The 15,082-nt window shown below is 58.9% G+C and carries 16 protein-coding genes; 6 read left to right on the top strand and 10 right to left on the bottom strand.

Annotated elements, in window-relative coordinates; translation table 11 throughout:
* Nucleotides 1–126: 126 nt before the first annotated feature.
* The 4 genes from AS89_RS0103550 to dksA form a co-directional block, all read right to left on the bottom strand.
* On the bottom strand, nt 127–3,099 hold the full coding sequence (locus AS89_RS0103550; protein ID WP_010130965.1) for an ATP-binding protein: 2,973 nt from the start codon (nt 3,097–3,099) through the stop codon (nt 127–129).
* Complete coding sequence (locus tag AS89_RS18850; protein ID WP_010130964.1) at nt 3,089–3,265, bottom strand: hypothetical protein; 177 nt, start codon at nt 3,263–3,265, stop codon at nt 3,089–3,091. Before AS89_RS18850 ends, AS89_RS0103550 begins: the two co-directional genes overlap by 11 nt.
* 130 nt (nt 3,266–3,395) lie before the next feature.
* Nucleotides 3,396–4,277, bottom strand: coding sequence for a tRNA glutamyl-Q(34) synthetase GluQRS (gene gluQRS, locus AS89_RS0103540; protein WP_033229903.1), 882 nt, complete (start codon nt 4,275–4,277; stop codon nt 3,396–3,398).
* A gap of 68 nt (nt 4,278–4,345) precedes the next feature.
* Nucleotides 4,346–4,783 (bottom strand): RNA polymerase-binding protein DksA, encoded by a 438-nt coding sequence (dksA, locus tag AS89_RS0103535; RefSeq protein ID WP_010130962.1) that lies wholly within the window; start codon nt 4,781–4,783, stop codon nt 4,346–4,348.
* Between the two features lie 299 nt (nt 4,784–5,082).
* Here dksA and sfsA point away from each other — a divergent pair, with 299 nt between their 5' ends.
* Nucleotides 5,083–5,787: a DNA/RNA nuclease SfsA gene (gene sfsA / locus AS89_RS0103530; protein ID WP_010130961.1), complete on the top strand. Its 705-nt coding sequence runs from the start codon at nt 5,083–5,085 to the stop codon at nt 5,785–5,787.
* 3 nt (nt 5,788–5,790) lie between these two features.
* Here the strand turns inward: sfsA and AS89_RS0103525 are convergent, their stop codons facing one another.
* The 4 genes from AS89_RS0103525 to AS89_RS0103510 all read right to left on the bottom strand — a co-directional run bounded on the left by AS89_RS0103525 (nt 5,791) and on the right by AS89_RS0103510 (nt 8,937).
* A complete protein-coding gene (locus AS89_RS0103525; protein WP_010130960.1) occupies nt 5,791–6,135 on the bottom strand; it encodes a Rieske (2Fe-2S) protein in 345 nt (114 codons plus the stop codon).
* 238 nt (nt 6,136–6,373) lie between these two features.
* Nucleotides 6,374–7,444, bottom strand: a complete 1,071-nt coding sequence (locus AS89_RS0103520) for a S1C family serine protease (protein WP_010130959.1) — start codon at nt 7,442–7,444, stop codon at nt 6,374–6,376.
* Between the two features lie 91 nt (nt 7,445–7,535).
* Nucleotides 7,536–8,423, bottom strand: a complete 888-nt coding sequence (gene htpX, locus AS89_RS0103515) for a protease HtpX (protein WP_010130958.1) — start codon at nt 8,421–8,423, stop codon at nt 7,536–7,538.
* Between the two features lie 229 nt (nt 8,424–8,652).
* Entirely contained in the window at nt 8,653–8,937 is a 285-nt protein-coding gene (locus tag AS89_RS0103510) for a TfoX/Sxy family protein (protein ID WP_010130957.1), read from the bottom strand.
* 572 nt (nt 8,938–9,509) lie between these two features.
* Here AS89_RS0103510 and AS89_RS0103505 point away from each other — a divergent pair.
* The 3 genes from AS89_RS0103505 to AS89_RS18115 all read left to right on the top strand — a co-directional run bounded on the left by AS89_RS0103505 (nt 9,510) and on the right by AS89_RS18115 (nt 11,782).
* Nucleotides 9,510–10,238 (top strand): M15 family metallopeptidase, encoded by a 729-nt coding sequence (locus AS89_RS0103505; RefSeq protein ID WP_010130956.1) that lies wholly within the window; start codon nt 9,510–9,512, stop codon nt 10,236–10,238.
* An 82-nt stretch (nt 10,239–10,320) separates the two neighbouring features.
* Nucleotides 10,321–11,079: a serine O-acetyltransferase gene (cysE, locus tag AS89_RS0103500; RefSeq protein WP_010130955.1), complete on the top strand. Its 759-nt coding sequence runs from the start codon at nt 10,321–10,323 to the stop codon at nt 11,077–11,079.
* A gap of 142 nt (nt 11,080–11,221) precedes the next feature.
* Nucleotides 11,222–11,782 (top strand): hypothetical protein, encoded by a 561-nt coding sequence (locus AS89_RS18115; RefSeq protein ID WP_010130954.1) that lies wholly within the window; start codon nt 11,222–11,224, stop codon nt 11,780–11,782.
* Here AS89_RS18115 and AS89_RS0103490 read toward each other — a convergent pair.
* Nucleotides 11,771–12,385, bottom strand: a complete 615-nt coding sequence (locus AS89_RS0103490) for a DNA-3-methyladenine glycosylase I (protein WP_010130953.1) — start codon at nt 12,383–12,385, stop codon at nt 11,771–11,773. The two genes, AS89_RS18115 and AS89_RS0103490, sit on opposite strands and share 12 nt — an antisense overlap.
* Before the next feature lie 99 nt (nt 12,386–12,484).
* Entirely contained in the window at nt 12,485–13,021 is a 537-nt protein-coding gene (gene ppa, locus AS89_RS0103485) for an inorganic diphosphatase (RefSeq protein ID WP_010130952.1), read from the bottom strand.
* A 245-nt stretch (nt 13,022–13,266) separates the two neighbouring features.
* Between ppa and AS89_RS0103475 the strand changes: the two genes are divergently transcribed.
* Complete coding sequence (locus tag AS89_RS0103475) at nt 13,267–14,751, top strand: glutamine synthetase family protein (RefSeq protein WP_100169240.1); 1,485 nt, start codon at nt 13,267–13,269, stop codon at nt 14,749–14,751.
* 91 nt (nt 14,752–14,842) lie between these two features.
* Nucleotides 14,843–15,082: aldehyde dehydrogenase family protein (locus AS89_RS16805; RefSeq protein WP_010130949.1), on the top strand; the 240-nt coding region annotated here is incomplete at its 3' end.

Raw genomic sequence — 15,082 nt, 5'->3', positions numbered from 1 at the left:
GTTTTACCTTTTGAGCGTTTCGATGCAACCCAGTGCCCTGTTTGTGATCAAAAAAACGACTAATTTTTATGTCTGGCGGTAACAAACTGGTCATAAACCGGCCTGTTTTGCCCTCTGCCGCGTGACTCAGAATTCGACCAAGGGGATTTGCACAATAAATTGCGCTCCCCGTCCGGTTTCCGGATGGGCCGGACTGACCAGTTCCAGCTGCCCGCCATGTTCCTCCACAATGCTGTACACCATCGCCAGGCCAAGACCGGTGCCTTCGCCGGGTTCCTTGGTGGTGAAGAAGGGTTCCAGAATTCGCTCCCGGTGTGCCGCTGAGATCCCAGGGCCGTTGTCGGTCACGGCGACACAGGCCTGCCCGGCGCGGGTGTAACCGGTCACTGCGATGTGTCCGCCATCGGGGCTGGCGTCGCGCGCGTTACTCAGCAAGTTGATAAACACCTGGATGAGGCGCTGGTTGTCGCCCAGTGCAATCAGGTCCGCGGGTACCTCATTGGCGAAGGTGACCTGGGTCTTGTCCCGCTGCAGCGACAGCAGCTGTACCGCTTCTTCCACACAGGCGCGCAGGTCCACCGGTGCTTTTTCGCTGTCCTGGCTGCCGCTGTGCGAGAAACTCACCAGCGAGTGGACGATACGGCTGATGCGCTGGGTCTGGCTGAGGATCTGGTCTGCCGTTTCCAGCACTTCCGGGTTCTCCGACTCGTACTGCAGATTCTGTGCAAGGCAGGCGATACCGGTGACCGGATTGCCAACTTCATGGGCAACACCGGCGGCGAGGCGACCGACCGATGCCAGGCGCTCGCTGTGCATGAGCTCCTGCTCCAGAACCTGCGTTTCCGTGATGTCCTCCACCAGCAGCATTTGTCCGTCACTGCGGTTCTGGCGTCGGGTGTTTTCACGGCCGTACTTGCCGGCGCGCTGTTTGAGTCGTGTCTTGTGCAGGTTCAGCCAGTGGCTGGTGCCATCGATATCCACTTGCTGCTTGAAACGGCTGTCATCGGTGGAGCGGGCAAATTCTGTCAGCTCGCTGCGCCAGGGCTCTGGCAGGTACTCGGGTTTGGAACCGATCACCTCGCTGGCACTAATGCCGGTGAGCTCGGTCATGGCGTAGTTCCACAGCAGTATCTCGCCGTCACGCCCCAGGGAGCAGGCTGCCATGGGTAGTTCTTCCAGCATTTGCCGGTGATACAGGCGCAGGTTGTTCAGTTCTGCGGCCAGGCCGGTGAGCTGGTTTTTGTAGCGGCTGAGGCGGGTCTCGATCAGGTTGATGTCCTTGTTTGCCGGCTGGTCGCTGGTCACAAAGGGCACATGTCGATCGAGAATCTGGCCCGCCAGTACACGCCCCAGCAGGCCGGAAAGGTTGGCCTCCAGGCGGTCGCGCAGCTGGCGCAGGGCATAGGGCCGCCGCTCTTCCTCCTCCAGGTTGAGCTGGCGCAATGCGCGGCTGACTTCCTGGCTGGCGGTGGCCGCCCCCAGGCTCTCGGACAGGCGCAGGCGGAATTCCGCGGCAGATTGCACATCCAGTTCCAGGCGCAGCGCCTGACTGATGGAATCGTCGCTGCACAGGTCGGCCGCATAGCGCTCGAGGCTGGATGTGCGGGTGAAGATGGAGAGCCCCACAAACAGCAGCATGTTCACGGAAAGGGTCAGGGTGGTGATCTGCGGCCAGATTTCCATCCCCAGCGGTATATGGAAGTCGCCAATGCGAATACCACTGTTCCCCACCATTGCCGGCAGCAGTAAGCCACCGGCCCACACCAGCATGCCCGCCAGCAGTCCGCCGATAAACCCGCGCCGGTTGCCCTGCGGCCAGTGGATAACCGCGAAGATCCCCGGCAAAAACTGCAGGGAAGCGATAAACGCAATGATCGCGAGGTCCGATAGCGACAGGCGGTTGTTCAACAGCAGATAAAACGCGAAACCCGCGAGAAACAGTGCCGCCACCAGAGCCCGGCGCAGCCACAGCAGCTGGCGGTACATGTTGTCGTCGGATTGCCAGCGCGTGCCGGGCAGCAGCCAGTGGTTCATCACCATGGTGGCCAGTGCCAGGGTGATCATGATCAGGGCACCCGTGGCCGCCGACAGGCCGCCAATAAAGGCGAGGATGGTGAGTAGCGCGGAGCCGCTGGCGCGGGGTACCGCGAGAGTGAAGTACTGCACAGGCTCCGTTACATCCAGCGCAAAGCCCGCCCACATGATCGGGAAGATCGGCAGCGCCATCAGCAGCATAAACAGTGGGAATCCCCAGCTGGCGGTACGCAAGCCCTCGGTGGGTGGGCGGTCGGCGATACTCAGATAGAAAATATGCGGCATGGCCACTGCGGTGGCGATAAACACCAGCAGCAGGGTGTGGGAAGAGCCCTGCTTGATCGGGGAGTACAGCAGCTGCTGCATATCGCTGTTCTGCGCGAGCCAGTTGTCGAGGTCGCCGAGGCTGCCGAAAACGCCGTACACCGCATAGAGGCCAACTGCGAGCAGGGCGACCAGTTTGACCAGGGACTCCAGGGCCATGGCGCTGGCGAGGCCTGCGCGGCGCTTGCGCGAGGCGCCGTAGGTGCTGGTAAACACCGCCAGTAACACGCAGTAGAGGAAGGCGATAAGGTCTTTACTGGTGACGCCGCTGTCGGGCAACGCCATCGCCGCCACATTGTCACGGGACAGTAGCGCCAGGGTTTCTGCCACCGCCTGAATTTGCAGGGCAATCAGCGGCAGTAGTCCTAGCAGCATAAACAGGGTGGCGAGGGTGCCGGCCTCGCGGCTGTGATAGCGGAACACCAACAAGTCGGCGGGCGAGGTCAGCTGGTAGCGCTGTGCCAACCTGGCCAGAGGTTCCAGTGCGAATGGCGCAAACAGGAACATGGCGCCAGTGCCCAGGTAGTAAGCGAGTACGCCGTAGCCGTGCTGCCAGGCGAGATCGATGATGCCGTAATAGGTCCAGGCGCTGAGCGAAACCCCCAGGGACATCACGTAGAAAAAGGGGTGACGCACCCAAGTGCTAGACAGCCAGCCCTTGGAGGTGGCAAAAGCCACGAAGAACAGGGCAAAAATATACGCAACGCCTATTAGCGCAATATTGACGATGTCAAAGGTCATCGGGTTTGCGCCTCCGCTGAATAAAAATGGCCAGCAGGATCAGCACGAACCAGAGGATAAACGGGCGATACCAGGCGCCAGAGGGGTTGATCATCCAGGTGAATACGGTGGGGCTGAACACATAGCCCACCAGTACCAGCAGGATTAACAGGGTGCGGTTGCTCATTGGAAGCCTGTTGGGTCCCTGTGGTGAAGCAGTTTGAACACGGGGAATTAGAACACGGGGAAACTGGCGCGAAATGTTAATGCGCCGCCGGGGCACAGTTCAACTGTTTAACGGAGTAGCGGTTAGCGAATTAGTCGAGCAGGCGATTGTGGCGATCGACCGCCTTGCGCTGCCAGTGCGCGCTGGCCCAGGCAAGTATATGCGCCGGGGTGTTGGCGGCGAGTTCGTGCGGCGGGCGCAGGCCGAGAAAGCCCAGTGCCTGAATCAGGTTCAGGGAGGCTTTGCTGTCATCCAGTGGCGCGGCGTGATTTTGCTTGCTGAGCTTCTGCCCGGCGTCGTTCATCACCAAGGGTAAGTGACCAAAGTGTGGCGGTTCCGCCCCCAGTGCACGGAACAGGGATTGCTGGATACCCGTGCAGTCCAGCAGGTCCGCACCGCGCACCACATGATTGATGCCCTGCGCAATATCGTCGACCACCACCGCCAGTTGGTAGGCATAGAGACCATCCTTGCGCTTGAGGATTGGGTCCTCATCAATGGCTTGCTGCTGTGTGCCCTGCCAGATATCGGCAAACCCTTCACGGGTGCCGGCGCACGCAAAACGCAGGGCGTATGGCCCCGATGCGCCGATACAATTATCCCTCGTATGTCCGCCGGCCTTGCGTACCTGCTCGCGGGTGCAAGAGCAGCGGTAGACTTGATCTCGGGCGCGCAGCTGCTGCAACGCCTGCTGATAAAGGTCGTGACGTTTGCTCTGCCAGACCACGGGGAAATGGCTGCGCAGGCCATGGGCATGCAGCGAGTGTAGGATACGTTCCGCTGCGCCTGGCATCTCCCGCGGTGGGTCCAGGTCTTCCATGCGGATCAACCAGTGGCCACCATGGGCAATAGCGTCCAAAAAGCTGCCCAGGGCGCACACCAGGGAGCCAAAATGTAAAGGCCCAGTGGGCGAGGGCGCAAAGCGGCCTATATAGCGCTCTGAGCGGGATGTCGGTGCGGAAGGTAAAGACACTGGTAGGGTAAGTCAGTGTGAGGGGTAGATACCGGGCGGCGCTGGGTGCGGCCGCCCGGGGTGCGTGATCAACCTGAGATTTGCTTCTCTTTGATCTCCGCCAGAGTTTTGCAGTCCACACACAGGGTGGCTGTAGGACGGGCCTCCAGGCGACGGATGCCAATCTCAACACCACAGGCTTCACAGAAGCCGTAGTCTTCCTGATCAATCAGCTCAAGAGTGGAGTCGATTTTCTTGATCAGCTTGCGCTCGCGGTCGCGGGTGCGCAGTTCGAGACTGAACTCTTCTTCCTGGCTGGCGCGATCGGCCGGGTCCGGGAAGTTGGCAGCCTCATCCTTCATGTGCGTTACGGTGCGATCCACCTCTGCCATCAGTTCGGCTTTCCAGGCCAACAGCAGTTTGCGGAAATGCTCCTGCTGCTTCTCATTCATGTACTCCTCGCCCTTCTGTTCCTGATAGGGCTCAAAGCCGTGCAGAGAATCGGATTTCGCAGCAGTATTGGGCATAGTCATTGCCTCTCTCGTAATACGGGCCCTTCTTAATAGGGGCACTACAACCAAATTCAAGCCTAGCAGGCGCGAAGCCTAGACCGCAGGCAGTCTCCAACGGCCGCGGCGGCAGCCAAGGCGAGGAAACTATCAAATCTCACACGACTGCGCCACAAAATGTTGCCGGACCTGCCCCTTGGCGATGATCCTCCCACAAAGGATGACTTGATTGGTGTATTCTGGCGGCCATTTTTTCTACAAGTTGGCGTTTACATCAACTTCTGCTGAATTTTTAAACGATTTATCGAGAGAACCACGTGAAGCTGAGCCCGGCCTTGATCGAGGGAACACTCCTGCGCCGTTACAAGCGTTTTTTGGCGGATGTTGCCCTGCCGAATGGCGAAATAATGACCATCCACTGCCCTAACACCGGATCGATGAAGAACTGCTGGGAGGAAAACACTCCCTGCTGGTATTCCGATTCCGGCAATCCCAAGCGCAAGTATCGCCACACCCTGGAAATTACCACCACACCAGAAGGCGCCATGGCCGGGGTCAACACCGGGCGTGCTAACCACCTCGTGGAGGAGGCGATCAACAATGGGGTTATTGCGGAGTTGCAGGGCTACGATGCCCTGCGCCGCGAAGTGAAATACGGCGAAGAAAACAGCCGTATCGATATTCTGTTGGAAGGGAGCGCGGGCGCCTGTTACGTCGAAGTAAAAAACGTCACCCTTGCCGAGGGCGCGCGCGGCATGTTTCCCGATGCGGTGAGTACCCGCGGCACCAAGCACCTGCGGGAGCTGGAAAAGCTTGCCCAGTCCGGCGTGCGTGCCATGCTGTTTTACTGTGTGCAGCACGACCAGATTGCCACGGTGGAAGCCGCAGCCGACATCGACCCAGCTTATGCCCAAGCCCTGACACAGGCGCTAAAAAGTGGTGTGGAAGTGATCGCTTACCGCGCCAAGCTCACTGCAGAGGAAATCTGCCTGATCGAGCCAGTGCCGTTTCTACCTGCGTAGTAATTAGTCTGCCAGCAGCACGTAGAGACCATCCTGCGCGTACTCGACGGGCACTGGAGTCAGTGCGTCGCCCGCGCAGGGGCCGGCAATACATTCGCCGGTGCGTATCTCGAACAGGGCGCCATGAGAAGCGCACTGGATTAGCGCTTTTTCCGAATCCAGAAATTGATCCGGCTGCCACTCCAGGTTGATGCCCCGATGTGGGCAGACATTTTTATACGCGTACACTTCGCCGTCCTTTTTCACCGCAAACACATTGTCCATGCCCGCGCTTTTGTCGCCCAGGGAAAAGCCTTTGGAATCGCCTTCGTTGAGGTCTTGGTAGCCGCAGAGGAAATGTTTTTGCATGGAAAGTTACAGCGCTGTTGTAAAAATGGTTCGGCGGGGAGTTTAACGAATTATTGGCTCGAGCAACTACTTGAACTCTGGGCGAAGGTGTCGATACCGGGGTGCGCCTGGTGAGACCTTCGAAAAAAGGGACTTTTTCGAAGAGCCCCCAGGGATGGGTTCACGGCGTGTCTCGCCAGGCGCACCCCGGTAGCGGCGCCGCCACTCAAGTAACGAGCGAAGTTACATTACAAATGCATTAAGGTGCAGCGAGTACCAGCGAGGTCTGGTACGCCTCTCCGTTGCGCAGGTAGTCCACCTGTACCCGGTCCCCGGGGCGGCGGTCTTCGAGCACATTCATCAGGTCGTCGTAATTGCTGATCGGCCGACCATCAATACCCACAATCACATCACCCAGTTGCCAGCCACCGCGGCTGCCGCGATAGACGCCGCGCAGCCCGGCTTTCTCGGCGGGCAAGCCCGGCGCGGTGCGCAGAACCGCCACGCCCTCAAAATCGTAGCGATTCGCCCATTGGTCCGGTGCCGATTCGATGCCAAGAATCGGACGCACCAGGCGGCCGTGGGCGATGAGCTCCGGAACAATCTTCTTCACTGTATCCACCGGAATCGCAAAACCGATACCTACGCTGGCCCCGCTGGGGCTGTAGATCGCGGTATTTACCCCGATCAGCCTCCCGCTGCTATCGAGCAACGGGCCGCCAGAATTGCCGGGATTAATGGCCGCATCGGTCTGGATCACATTGCGAATGGTGCGATTGCCAGCGGCATCAATTTCACGCCCGAGCGCGCTAACCACGCCGGTGGTGAGAGTGGTATCCAGGCCAAACGGGTTGCCGATTGCCAGTACTTTGCGCCCCACCGAGAGGCTGGAAGATTCGCCGGGTATCAGGGGTTTCAGTCGTTCCGCCGGGGCGTTGATTCTCAGCACCGCCAGATCTTTCTCCGGGGCCGAGCCCACCAGTTGCGCCGGCCACTCGCTGCGGTCCTGCAGGGTAATGGTGATCTTGCGGGCTTTTTCGATTACGTGAAAGTTGGTCACCACATGACCGTACTCATCCCAGATAAAGCCGCTACCGGCACCCTTGGGTACCGTATGCAAGCGCAGACTCCAGCGGTCGCGCACCAGCGTTTCATTGGTGACATACACCACGGAAGGGCTGGCGAAATTGAACACCTGCATGGTGTTGGTTTCGTCGTCGGTAGCAAACTGTGGCGGGCGGGAGTCTGTGTTCGCCGCACTCGCCGCACCCGCATGCAGGGTCAGGGCAGTCGCGAGGAACAGTCGAGAGAAGTAATTGATCAGGCGCATGGTTGGGCGTGTTTCCTGCGTCAAAGAAGTTTGGTACCGCAGGCTAGCGTGGCGAGCGGCCCCTAGTGGGCCTACTCGCCGAGAGTTGCGGTTAACGGGAAGAATTTTGCAGTGCGAGGATGCGATCCTCAAGAGGGGGATGACTCGCCAGCAGGGCCGCCATGCTGTTGCCATAAATACCGAAGGCCTTCATGTTGGCGGGCAGTGGTTCTTCGCGGCCCGCTTCCGACTCCGCCTTGATCCGCGCCAGAGCCGCAATCATCGCCTGCGGGCTCGCCAGGTGTGCGCCGGCCGCATCGGCCCGGTATTCACGGCGGCGGCTGAACCAGGCCACAACGATCATGGCGAAGACACCGAACACCATATCCATCACGATGGAGGTGACGTAGTAACCAATACCGAGTCCCTGTTCGTTGCGCATCAGTACCCGATCGACGAAAAAGCCGACCAGTCGCGCAAAGAACATCACGAAGGTGTTCACCACGCCCTGAATCAGTGCCAGGGTGATCATGTCGCCGTTGGCAACATGGCCGATCTCGTGGCCAATCACCGCGCGGGCTTCATCCCGGTTAAAGCGTTGCATGAGCCCCGCGCTCACCGCGACCAGGGCATTATTGCGATTCCAGCCTGTGGCAAAGGCGTTCGCCTGCGGCATGGGAAAAATACCGACGTCGGGCATGCCGATACCGGCTCGTTCCGAAAGCTCGCGTACCGTCTCCACCAGCCAGCGCTCATCGGCGGTCTTGGGCTGTTCAATAATCTGGGTGCCGGTCGTTCTGCGGGCGATGGTTTTGGACAGCAGCAGTGATATCAATGAGCCGCCAATACCGAAGATGGCACACATCGTAAGCAGCCCTGGCAGATTCAGATTGACGCCGTTGGCGTCGAGAATTCCCTGAATCCCGAACAGGTTGAAGATGATGCCTACCAATACCATGACTGCCAGGTTGGTGAGCAGGAAAAGCCCTATTCGCAGCATTGTGTTCTCCGCTGGGTGAAAATAGACCGAATGATAATAAAGTTAGCGCACCGCCCCCAGCCGCTGGTGCCAGCGCGTGTCAGGGCCGTGGGTTTCGAGTTTTGTTCGGGGGAGTAGATAGGGTCGATGAGCGCCAATTACAAGCCCCCGACCGGCCGATCAATCCGGCGGGAATATGAGGCAGAATAGACGCGGCAGAGTAGGCGCGGTCGAGGTCCGCCGGGGAACGTCAGGCGCGGTCTTTGCGCGCCAGTATTTGCTCGGCCTCATCCACCAGATTGGCTTTGAGGTCCGGATCGAGTTCGTTCCAGTGGACATCGAGCAGGGCACCCTGGAGCGCGTAAAGAAGGACGCGGGAGGCGTTGATACCACGGCCGCGGATACTGGCGAACGCCTCCGCTGGCCCCACGCGATGGAGGTCATCCTGAGTGCGGATGCCGATGGAGTGCAGAATATTGACGGAGGCAAGGCCCAGGTTTTTCAGTTTTAACAACTCTGACTGACTTGGGTGCATAACATTCTTCCCTGAACTGTTAGACAGTATGGCAGCCATTATCGCAGCGTATCATTCGCCGCATTTCACCGGGCGATCTCCCGATGGCTACCAGCTTCGACCCAATCCCGAGTCGAGTAAAACGGTCGCCCAACATAGCACAAAATAATAAAAGGCCAAACCGCGCTTCTATACCCGCAGCGAGACCGCTAGCAGGTGGTCGCTTGCCGGGTGTTCCTTACCACTTTTTGCCTTTAGCAGTGGTCTAAAACAGCGGCGACGGACAGTGGTTGAAACAGAAAAAGTTTACGCACGGCGCAAATTTGTCGAGTCGCTTAACTATGCACCGCGTTACGTCCGGTAGTATCGACGCTTTCGCGTTAGCTCCAGCTAGCTATATAAACCCATGGGCGGCCATGGATTTTGAGCATCTATGGCTGCCTGGGAGTCGCGCGGCTATTTTGCCCTATTTTGCCGTATGCAGAAAAAGACTAGTCTGCAAATAGCCGTTTTGCAGATCTTTGGTTCTGTTTATCACCGCCGGATGTAGTATTAGAGCGGGTGCCAAGCGGCTTTGAGGAGAAAACTTTGCCATGCATAATTTGTTAAAGGACATGGTATTCGGGCGCACCGATGCCCACGTAATACTCGAGCCGGTCTCCGGGCAACTGATGCACCCGGAGGCACTGGTGGCATTTGATCAGCTGCGCCGGGATGCGAGGGATGCAGGCTTTGAGCCGAAAGTGGTATCTGGCTTTCGCGATTTTGAGCGTCAGCGTCGCATCTGGAATGCGAAAGCGGAGGGCACGCGGCCGGTACTGGACAGTTTGGGTCGGCCGCTGGATGTTGCGGGAATGTCGCCTGAGGATATCCTATTCGCTATATTGCGCTGGTCTGCCCTGCCGGGCGCGTCGCGCCATCACTGGGGTACCGATTTCGATGTGATTGATGCGTCGGCATTGCCCGCGGGCTATCAAGTACAGTTGACCTCGGATGAAGTGGCGGATGATGGCATGTTTGGGCCGTTTCATTGCTGGCTGGATGCGCGCATTGCGGCCGGCGAAAGTTATGGCCTGTTTCGCCCTTACAGTGAGGACCGCGGAGGAGTAGCGCCGGAGCGCTGGCACTTGAGTTATGCGCCGCGCGCGCGGGAGTTCCAGGATCTGGTAAGTGCGCAAGCGCTGGTTGAGCAGGTCAACAGTTGCCCGCAAGATCGGTCGCTGGCATTCAGTGCGCAGATTTGCGCGCAGATGCCGGAGATCTATGCGCGCTTTATCACGGTCCCGGATTCGGCATACCCCGCCAATATGACCAGACTATAAACGCATTATTGAATCGCGCACCGCCACAGGAGCTTGTGTTATTACCGTCACTGAACTCAAACAACGGGATATTTGGGGCGCCATGCGCGCGGAGGCTGCGACGTCCGCGTCGGGGGAGCCGGTGCTGGCCAGCTATTTTCACAACACGGTGCTGCGCCACGACTCCATCGACAGTGCGCTTGCCTATCAGCTCGCCTCCGTGCTCGACCATGCCGCACTGACCGCGACCGCCTTGCAGGAAGTGATTGCTGGGGCGCTGGCAGATGATCCGCAGATTTCTCTCAGTATGCAGGCCGATATTTGTGCCTGGTACGATCGCGATCCCGCCTGCGATCAGTACATTATGCCGTTTCTCTATTTCAAGGGATTCCACGCCTTGCAGTCCCACCGTATTGCCCATTGGTTGTGGGGGCAGGGGCGCCGCACGCTGGCGCTGTATTTTCAGAGTCAGGTCTCGGAACAGTTCGCCACGGACATTCACCCGGCGGCACATTTTGGCTGTGGCATTATGATCGACCATGCCACCGGCCTGGTGGTGGGGGAAACCTCCATCGTGGAAGATGATGTTTCGATTCTGCATTCGGTAACCCTGGGCGGTAGTGGCAGTGGCGGTGGTGATCGTCACCCCAAAATCGGTCGCGGTGTGATGATCGGTGCCGGTGCCAAGGTATTGGGCCCCGTGCGCATAGGGGAGGGCGTGAAGATCGCTGCGGGCAGCCTGGTGCTGCGCGATGTTCCGAATCACTCCACTGTCGCGGGTGTGCCGGCACGTATTGTGGCGGGTAAATGCGCTGCTACCCCGGCGTACACCATGGATCAGACTCTGGACTCGGACGACTAGAACCCATTGAATTCTGTCGCCAGATACGCCAACGTTGGGTGCTGGTGCCAAGTGCAAACAACAAGAACACACATCAACAAAGCCAACAAAAATAAAAAGTACGCAAGCCGATTTAAAGCGGCGCCGCTATCGAGACAGTGTTATGAGCGAATCCACTTACAGCGTAATTTTTCGCGGTGACCTGGAACCGGGTTACACCGCCGCCGATGTGAAGGCCAATATGGCGCGATTGTTCAAGGCTGGCCCGGAGACAGTCGAGAAATTGTTCAGTGGCCGCCCACTGGCGATAAAGAAAGGCCTGAGTCTGGCGCAGGCGGAGCAGTTACAGGTCACGCTGGCGCGTCAGGGAGCCCAGTCTTCGGTGAAAAACGAGGCCGTGGCTGAAGCGGAATCCGAGCCGGCGCCGCGCCCAGCAGAGGAGGCTCCGGCAGCACCGGCGCCGGTGGCACAGCCCGCACCTGTGGCGCAAGAGGAGGGCACGCTGTCCCTTGCGCCCATGGAGGGCAATCTGCTCAAGGAACACGAGCGGGCCAAGGTCGAGCCGGTACAGGTGCCGGTGAGCCATCTGAGCCTCAAGCCTGCCGTAGGCTATTTGGTTGAGGCGAGTGAAAAGCAGGTGCCGCCGCCGGTGCAGGTGAACGTACCGGACTGGAAGCTGGGGAGCCATATCACCGGCAAGGCGTCTTTCAAGCTACCGGACTGATGGCCGCCTGAATTGTTTTCTGGCCTTGTCCACGGCCCTGCGCGTCACACAATCGATGGCGTGATCATTAATCAGCCCCATCGCCTGCATAAACGCATAGACGGTGGTGGGGCCAACGAATTTCCAGCCGCGCTTTTTCAGGTCTTTTGAGATTTTCTTGGAAACTTCCGATGTGGACACGCTCTGCGGAGTCGTTCCGGCAACTTCCTCGGGCTCAAACCCCCAAAAGTAGGCGGCAAGTGACCCCTCTTCGCGCACCATCTCTTGGGCGCGCTGGGCATTATTGATCACCGCTTCGATTTTGCCACGGTGCCGCACGATGCCTGCATCCTGCAGCAACCGCTCCACATCCGGCTCGGCAAACTTTGCCACCTTGTTGAAATCGAACTGCTTGAAGGCTGCGCGAAAATTTTCCCGCTTGGCGAGGATTGTTCGCCAGCTCAGGCCGGACTGAAATCCTTCCAGGCAAATTTTTTCAAACAGGCGCTGATCATCGTCTACCGGAAATCCCCATTCGTTGTCGTGATACGGGAAGAAATCATCGGTGGCGGCGCACCAGCCGCAGCGCGGTTTGCCATCGGGTCCCGGGATTGTGGTTGCCATCTGTGGGCTCCAGCTGTGTTGTTAGACTATTTAACGGGCACAAAAAAGCCGGCGCAAGGCCGGCTTTCGGAAAGATCGGGCGATCACCAGCGTGTGGGATCAGCCTTCTTCTTTCAGGTAGCGCTCGCGAGAGGCCATCACTTCTGCACGTGCCGCGTCAGCATCGGCCCAGCCGTCTACTTTCACCCACTTGCCAGCTTCCAGCGCCTTGTAGTTCTCGAAGTAGTGCTCGATCTGCTTGATCAGCAGCTCCGGCAGGTCGCCGATTTCGTTAACGTGGTCGTACAGCTTGGTCAGCTTGGTGTGCGGTACCGCCAGCAGCTTGGCGTCTACGCCGGATTCGTCGGTCATATTCAGAACGCCGATCACACGGGAACGGATTACGGAGCCAACCATTACCGGGTAAGGTGCAACAACCAGCACGTCCAGGGGGTCGCCGTCTTCAGACAGGGTCTGAGGCACGTAGCCGTAGTTGGCCGGGTAGAACATCGGGGTAGCTACGAAACGGTCTACGAATACCGCGTCTGCGTCCTTGTCGACTTCGTATTTGATCGGATCGTGGTTGGCCGGGATCTCGATGATTACGTTGATATCGTTGGGCAGCTCTTTACCTGGGGAAACCTTGTCGAAGCTCATTGCTAGTCCTGTTGGTGGTCCTGACTAAAAAATAATCAAAAGGGTGGGTTAAATTTCGGAGCGCGGATTATATACCCTGAGCGAGCGCTAACATAGTCGCCCAGTGGCTGCGTGTCCTGCGACCTTAGTCTTCATAAAAGTCTCCATCTGTTGACTATGCTGTAGGCAAGATTCCGCCTGCAGCCAGCACCGCCTGCCGGGTCCTAATCCAGATCACAATCCAGATCACAATAATGGAGCCGACCATGGATGAGTCCACCGAACTGCCGTCTTCTTCGCCGGAGCCGCCCATCAGCGCGTCGTCTGCCAGCGTCTCTTCTTCCAGCACGCCGTTGTCCGCCAGCGGGACGCCAAGTGCGCTGCAGCCGCGCCAGGTGCGCTCGGTTGAGGATGCCAAACACATTGTGGACGCCCGCGGCCTCAGCCACGTGAAGGTCGGGTTGTTCGATAATGACGGGGTGATGCGCGGCAAGTACATGAGCCGTGAGAAGTTCTTTTCGGCGCTGGACAAGGGGTTTGCGTTCTGTGATGTGGTGTTGGGCTGGGACACCCAGGACCAGCTCTACGATAACGCCCAGTACACTGGCTGGCACACCGGCTACCCGGATGCGCCGGTGCGAATTTTGCCGCATACCTGCCGCGAGGTACCGTTTGAGGGCGGCATGCTGCTGTTCCTCGCGGAATTTGACGGTGCCGCAGAGGCCGTGTGCCCGCGTGCGCTATTGCGGCGGGTCATCGAGCGCTGCGTGCAGGCGGGCTTCAGTCCCTACGCCGCGCTGGAGTACGAATTCTTTGTGTTTGAGGAAACCCCCGACAGCGCACGGGCCAAGGGTTATCGAAATCTCAAACCCTTCACGCCGGGGTGGTTTGGCTACTCCATGATCCGCAATTCCGTGCATGCGGACCTGTATGAGGAAATCCTCACCCTGGCCGAGCGCATGGACTTTCCCATTGAGGGGCTGCACACGGAAACCGGTCCCGGGGTACTGGAAGCGGCGATCACCGTGGACCAGGCGGAAGCTGCGGCGGACAAGGCCGCGCTGTTCAAAACCTTTATCAAGGTGCTGGCAGAGCGTCGCGGCCTGATGGCGACTTTTATGGCCAAGTGGTCGAACGAGTATCCCGGCCAGAGCGGGCATATTCACCTGTCATTGCGCAATACAGGTGATGATCGCTCTGCATTTTATGCCCCGGGGCAGCCGCACAATATGAGCGATACCCAGCGGCACTTTCTTGCCGGGCAGCAGCGGTTGATGCCTGAACTGTTGAGCATGGTCGCGCCGACCATTAACAGCTATCGACGCATGATCCCCGGCTTTTGGGCTCCCACCGATGCCACCTGGGGGGTGGAAAATCGCACCGCGGCGCTGCGCGTGATTCCCGGCAATGAAAAGTCCCAGCGCCAGGAATATCGATTGGGCGCTGCCGACGCCAACCCCTATCTCGCGCTCGCGGTAGCCCTTGGCTCTGGCCTTTATGGTATTGAGCAAGCATGGGAACCGGGCGAACCGGTGCTGGGCAATGCCTATGAGGGGCAACATTCGGCGGAGCTGGCGCTGCCGTCCACCCTGTGGGATGCGGCGCAACGGCTGCGGCAATCCAGTGCCGCGCGCAGCCTGTTTGGCGATGCGTTTGTAGAGCACTTTGCCGCCAGTCGCGAGTGGGAAGAGCGCGAGTATCGCAAGCACGTCGGTGAGTGGGAGCTGCAGCGCTATTTCGAAATCATTTAGCGGAACTTGCATCGTTTCGAACCCGAGTGCTGGAAGCAAGGCGCGCAGGAAAGCGCTATTCCGATAACTGCGGCAGCAAGCCGAGATCAATATGCAGAAACTCCAGTGTATTTCTCCCATCGACAACCGCGTTTACGTGGAGCGGCCGCTGGCGACGGAGTACGAGATCCAGAATGCCCTGGGCAGCGCACAAGGGGCACAGCTTGCCTGGCGACAAGTTCCCATTGCCGAGCGCGCCGCACTGGTACGCGCGGCAGTCGCCAGCATGCAACAGCAGAAAAGTACTCTCGCAGAGGAAATCTGCTGGCAGATGGGGCGCCCCATTGCCTAC

This window comes from Microbulbifer agarilyticus S89, from assembly GCF_000220505.1.
Taxonomy (GTDB): domain Bacteria; phylum Pseudomonadota; class Gammaproteobacteria; order Pseudomonadales; family Cellvibrionaceae; genus Microbulbifer; species Microbulbifer agarilyticus_B.
This window is presented reverse-complemented; position numbering and strand designations above follow the sequence as displayed.

What these genes read in the sequence shown, in the direction of transcription:
- AS89_RS0103525 (WP_010130960.1), bottom strand. Translation starts at nt 6,135, where the DNA reads ATGCAAAAACATTTCCTCTGCGGCTACCAAGACCTCAACGAAGGCGAT.
- dksA (WP_010130962.1), bottom strand. Translation starts at nt 4,783, where the DNA reads ATGCCCAATACTGCTGCGAAATCCGATTCTCTGCACGGCTTTGAGCCC.
- AS89_RS0103475 (WP_100169240.1), top strand. Translation starts at nt 13,267, where the DNA reads ATGGATGAGTCCACCGAACTGCCGTCTTCTTCGCCGGAGCCGCCCATC.
- AS89_RS0103505 (WP_010130956.1), top strand. Translation starts at nt 9,510, where the DNA reads ATGCATAATTTGTTAAAGGACATGGTATTCGGGCGCACCGATGCCCAC.
- ppa (WP_010130952.1), bottom strand. Translation starts at nt 13,021, where the DNA reads ATGAGCTTCGACAAGGTTTCCCCAGGTAAAGAGCTGCCCAACGATATC.
- AS89_RS0103550 (WP_010130965.1), bottom strand. Translation starts at nt 3,099, where the DNA reads ATGACCTTTGACATCGTCAATATTGCGCTAATAGGCGTTGCGTATATT.
- AS89_RS18850 (WP_010130964.1), bottom strand. Translation starts at nt 3,265, where the DNA reads ATGAGCAACCGCACCCTGTTAATCCTGCTGGTACTGGTGGGCTATGTG.
- cysE (WP_010130955.1), top strand. Translation starts at nt 10,321, where the DNA reads ATGCGCGCGGAGGCTGCGACGTCCGCGTCGGGGGAGCCGGTGCTGGCC.
- AS89_RS0103520 (WP_010130959.1), bottom strand. Translation starts at nt 7,444, where the DNA reads ATGCGCCTGATCAATTACTTCTCTCGACTGTTCCTCGCGACTGCCCTG.
- AS89_RS0103510 (WP_010130957.1), bottom strand. Translation starts at nt 8,937, where the DNA reads ATGCACCCAAGTCAGTCAGAGTTGTTAAAACTGAAAAACCTGGGCCTT.
- AS89_RS0103490 (WP_010130953.1), bottom strand. Translation starts at nt 12,385, where the DNA reads ATGGCAACCACAATCCCGGGACCCGATGGCAAACCGCGCTGCGGCTGG.
- htpX (WP_010130958.1), bottom strand. Translation starts at nt 8,423, where the DNA reads ATGCTGCGAATAGGGCTTTTCCTGCTCACCAACCTGGCAGTCATGGTA.
- AS89_RS18115 (WP_010130954.1), top strand. Translation starts at nt 11,222, where the DNA reads ATGAGCGAATCCACTTACAGCGTAATTTTTCGCGGTGACCTGGAACCG.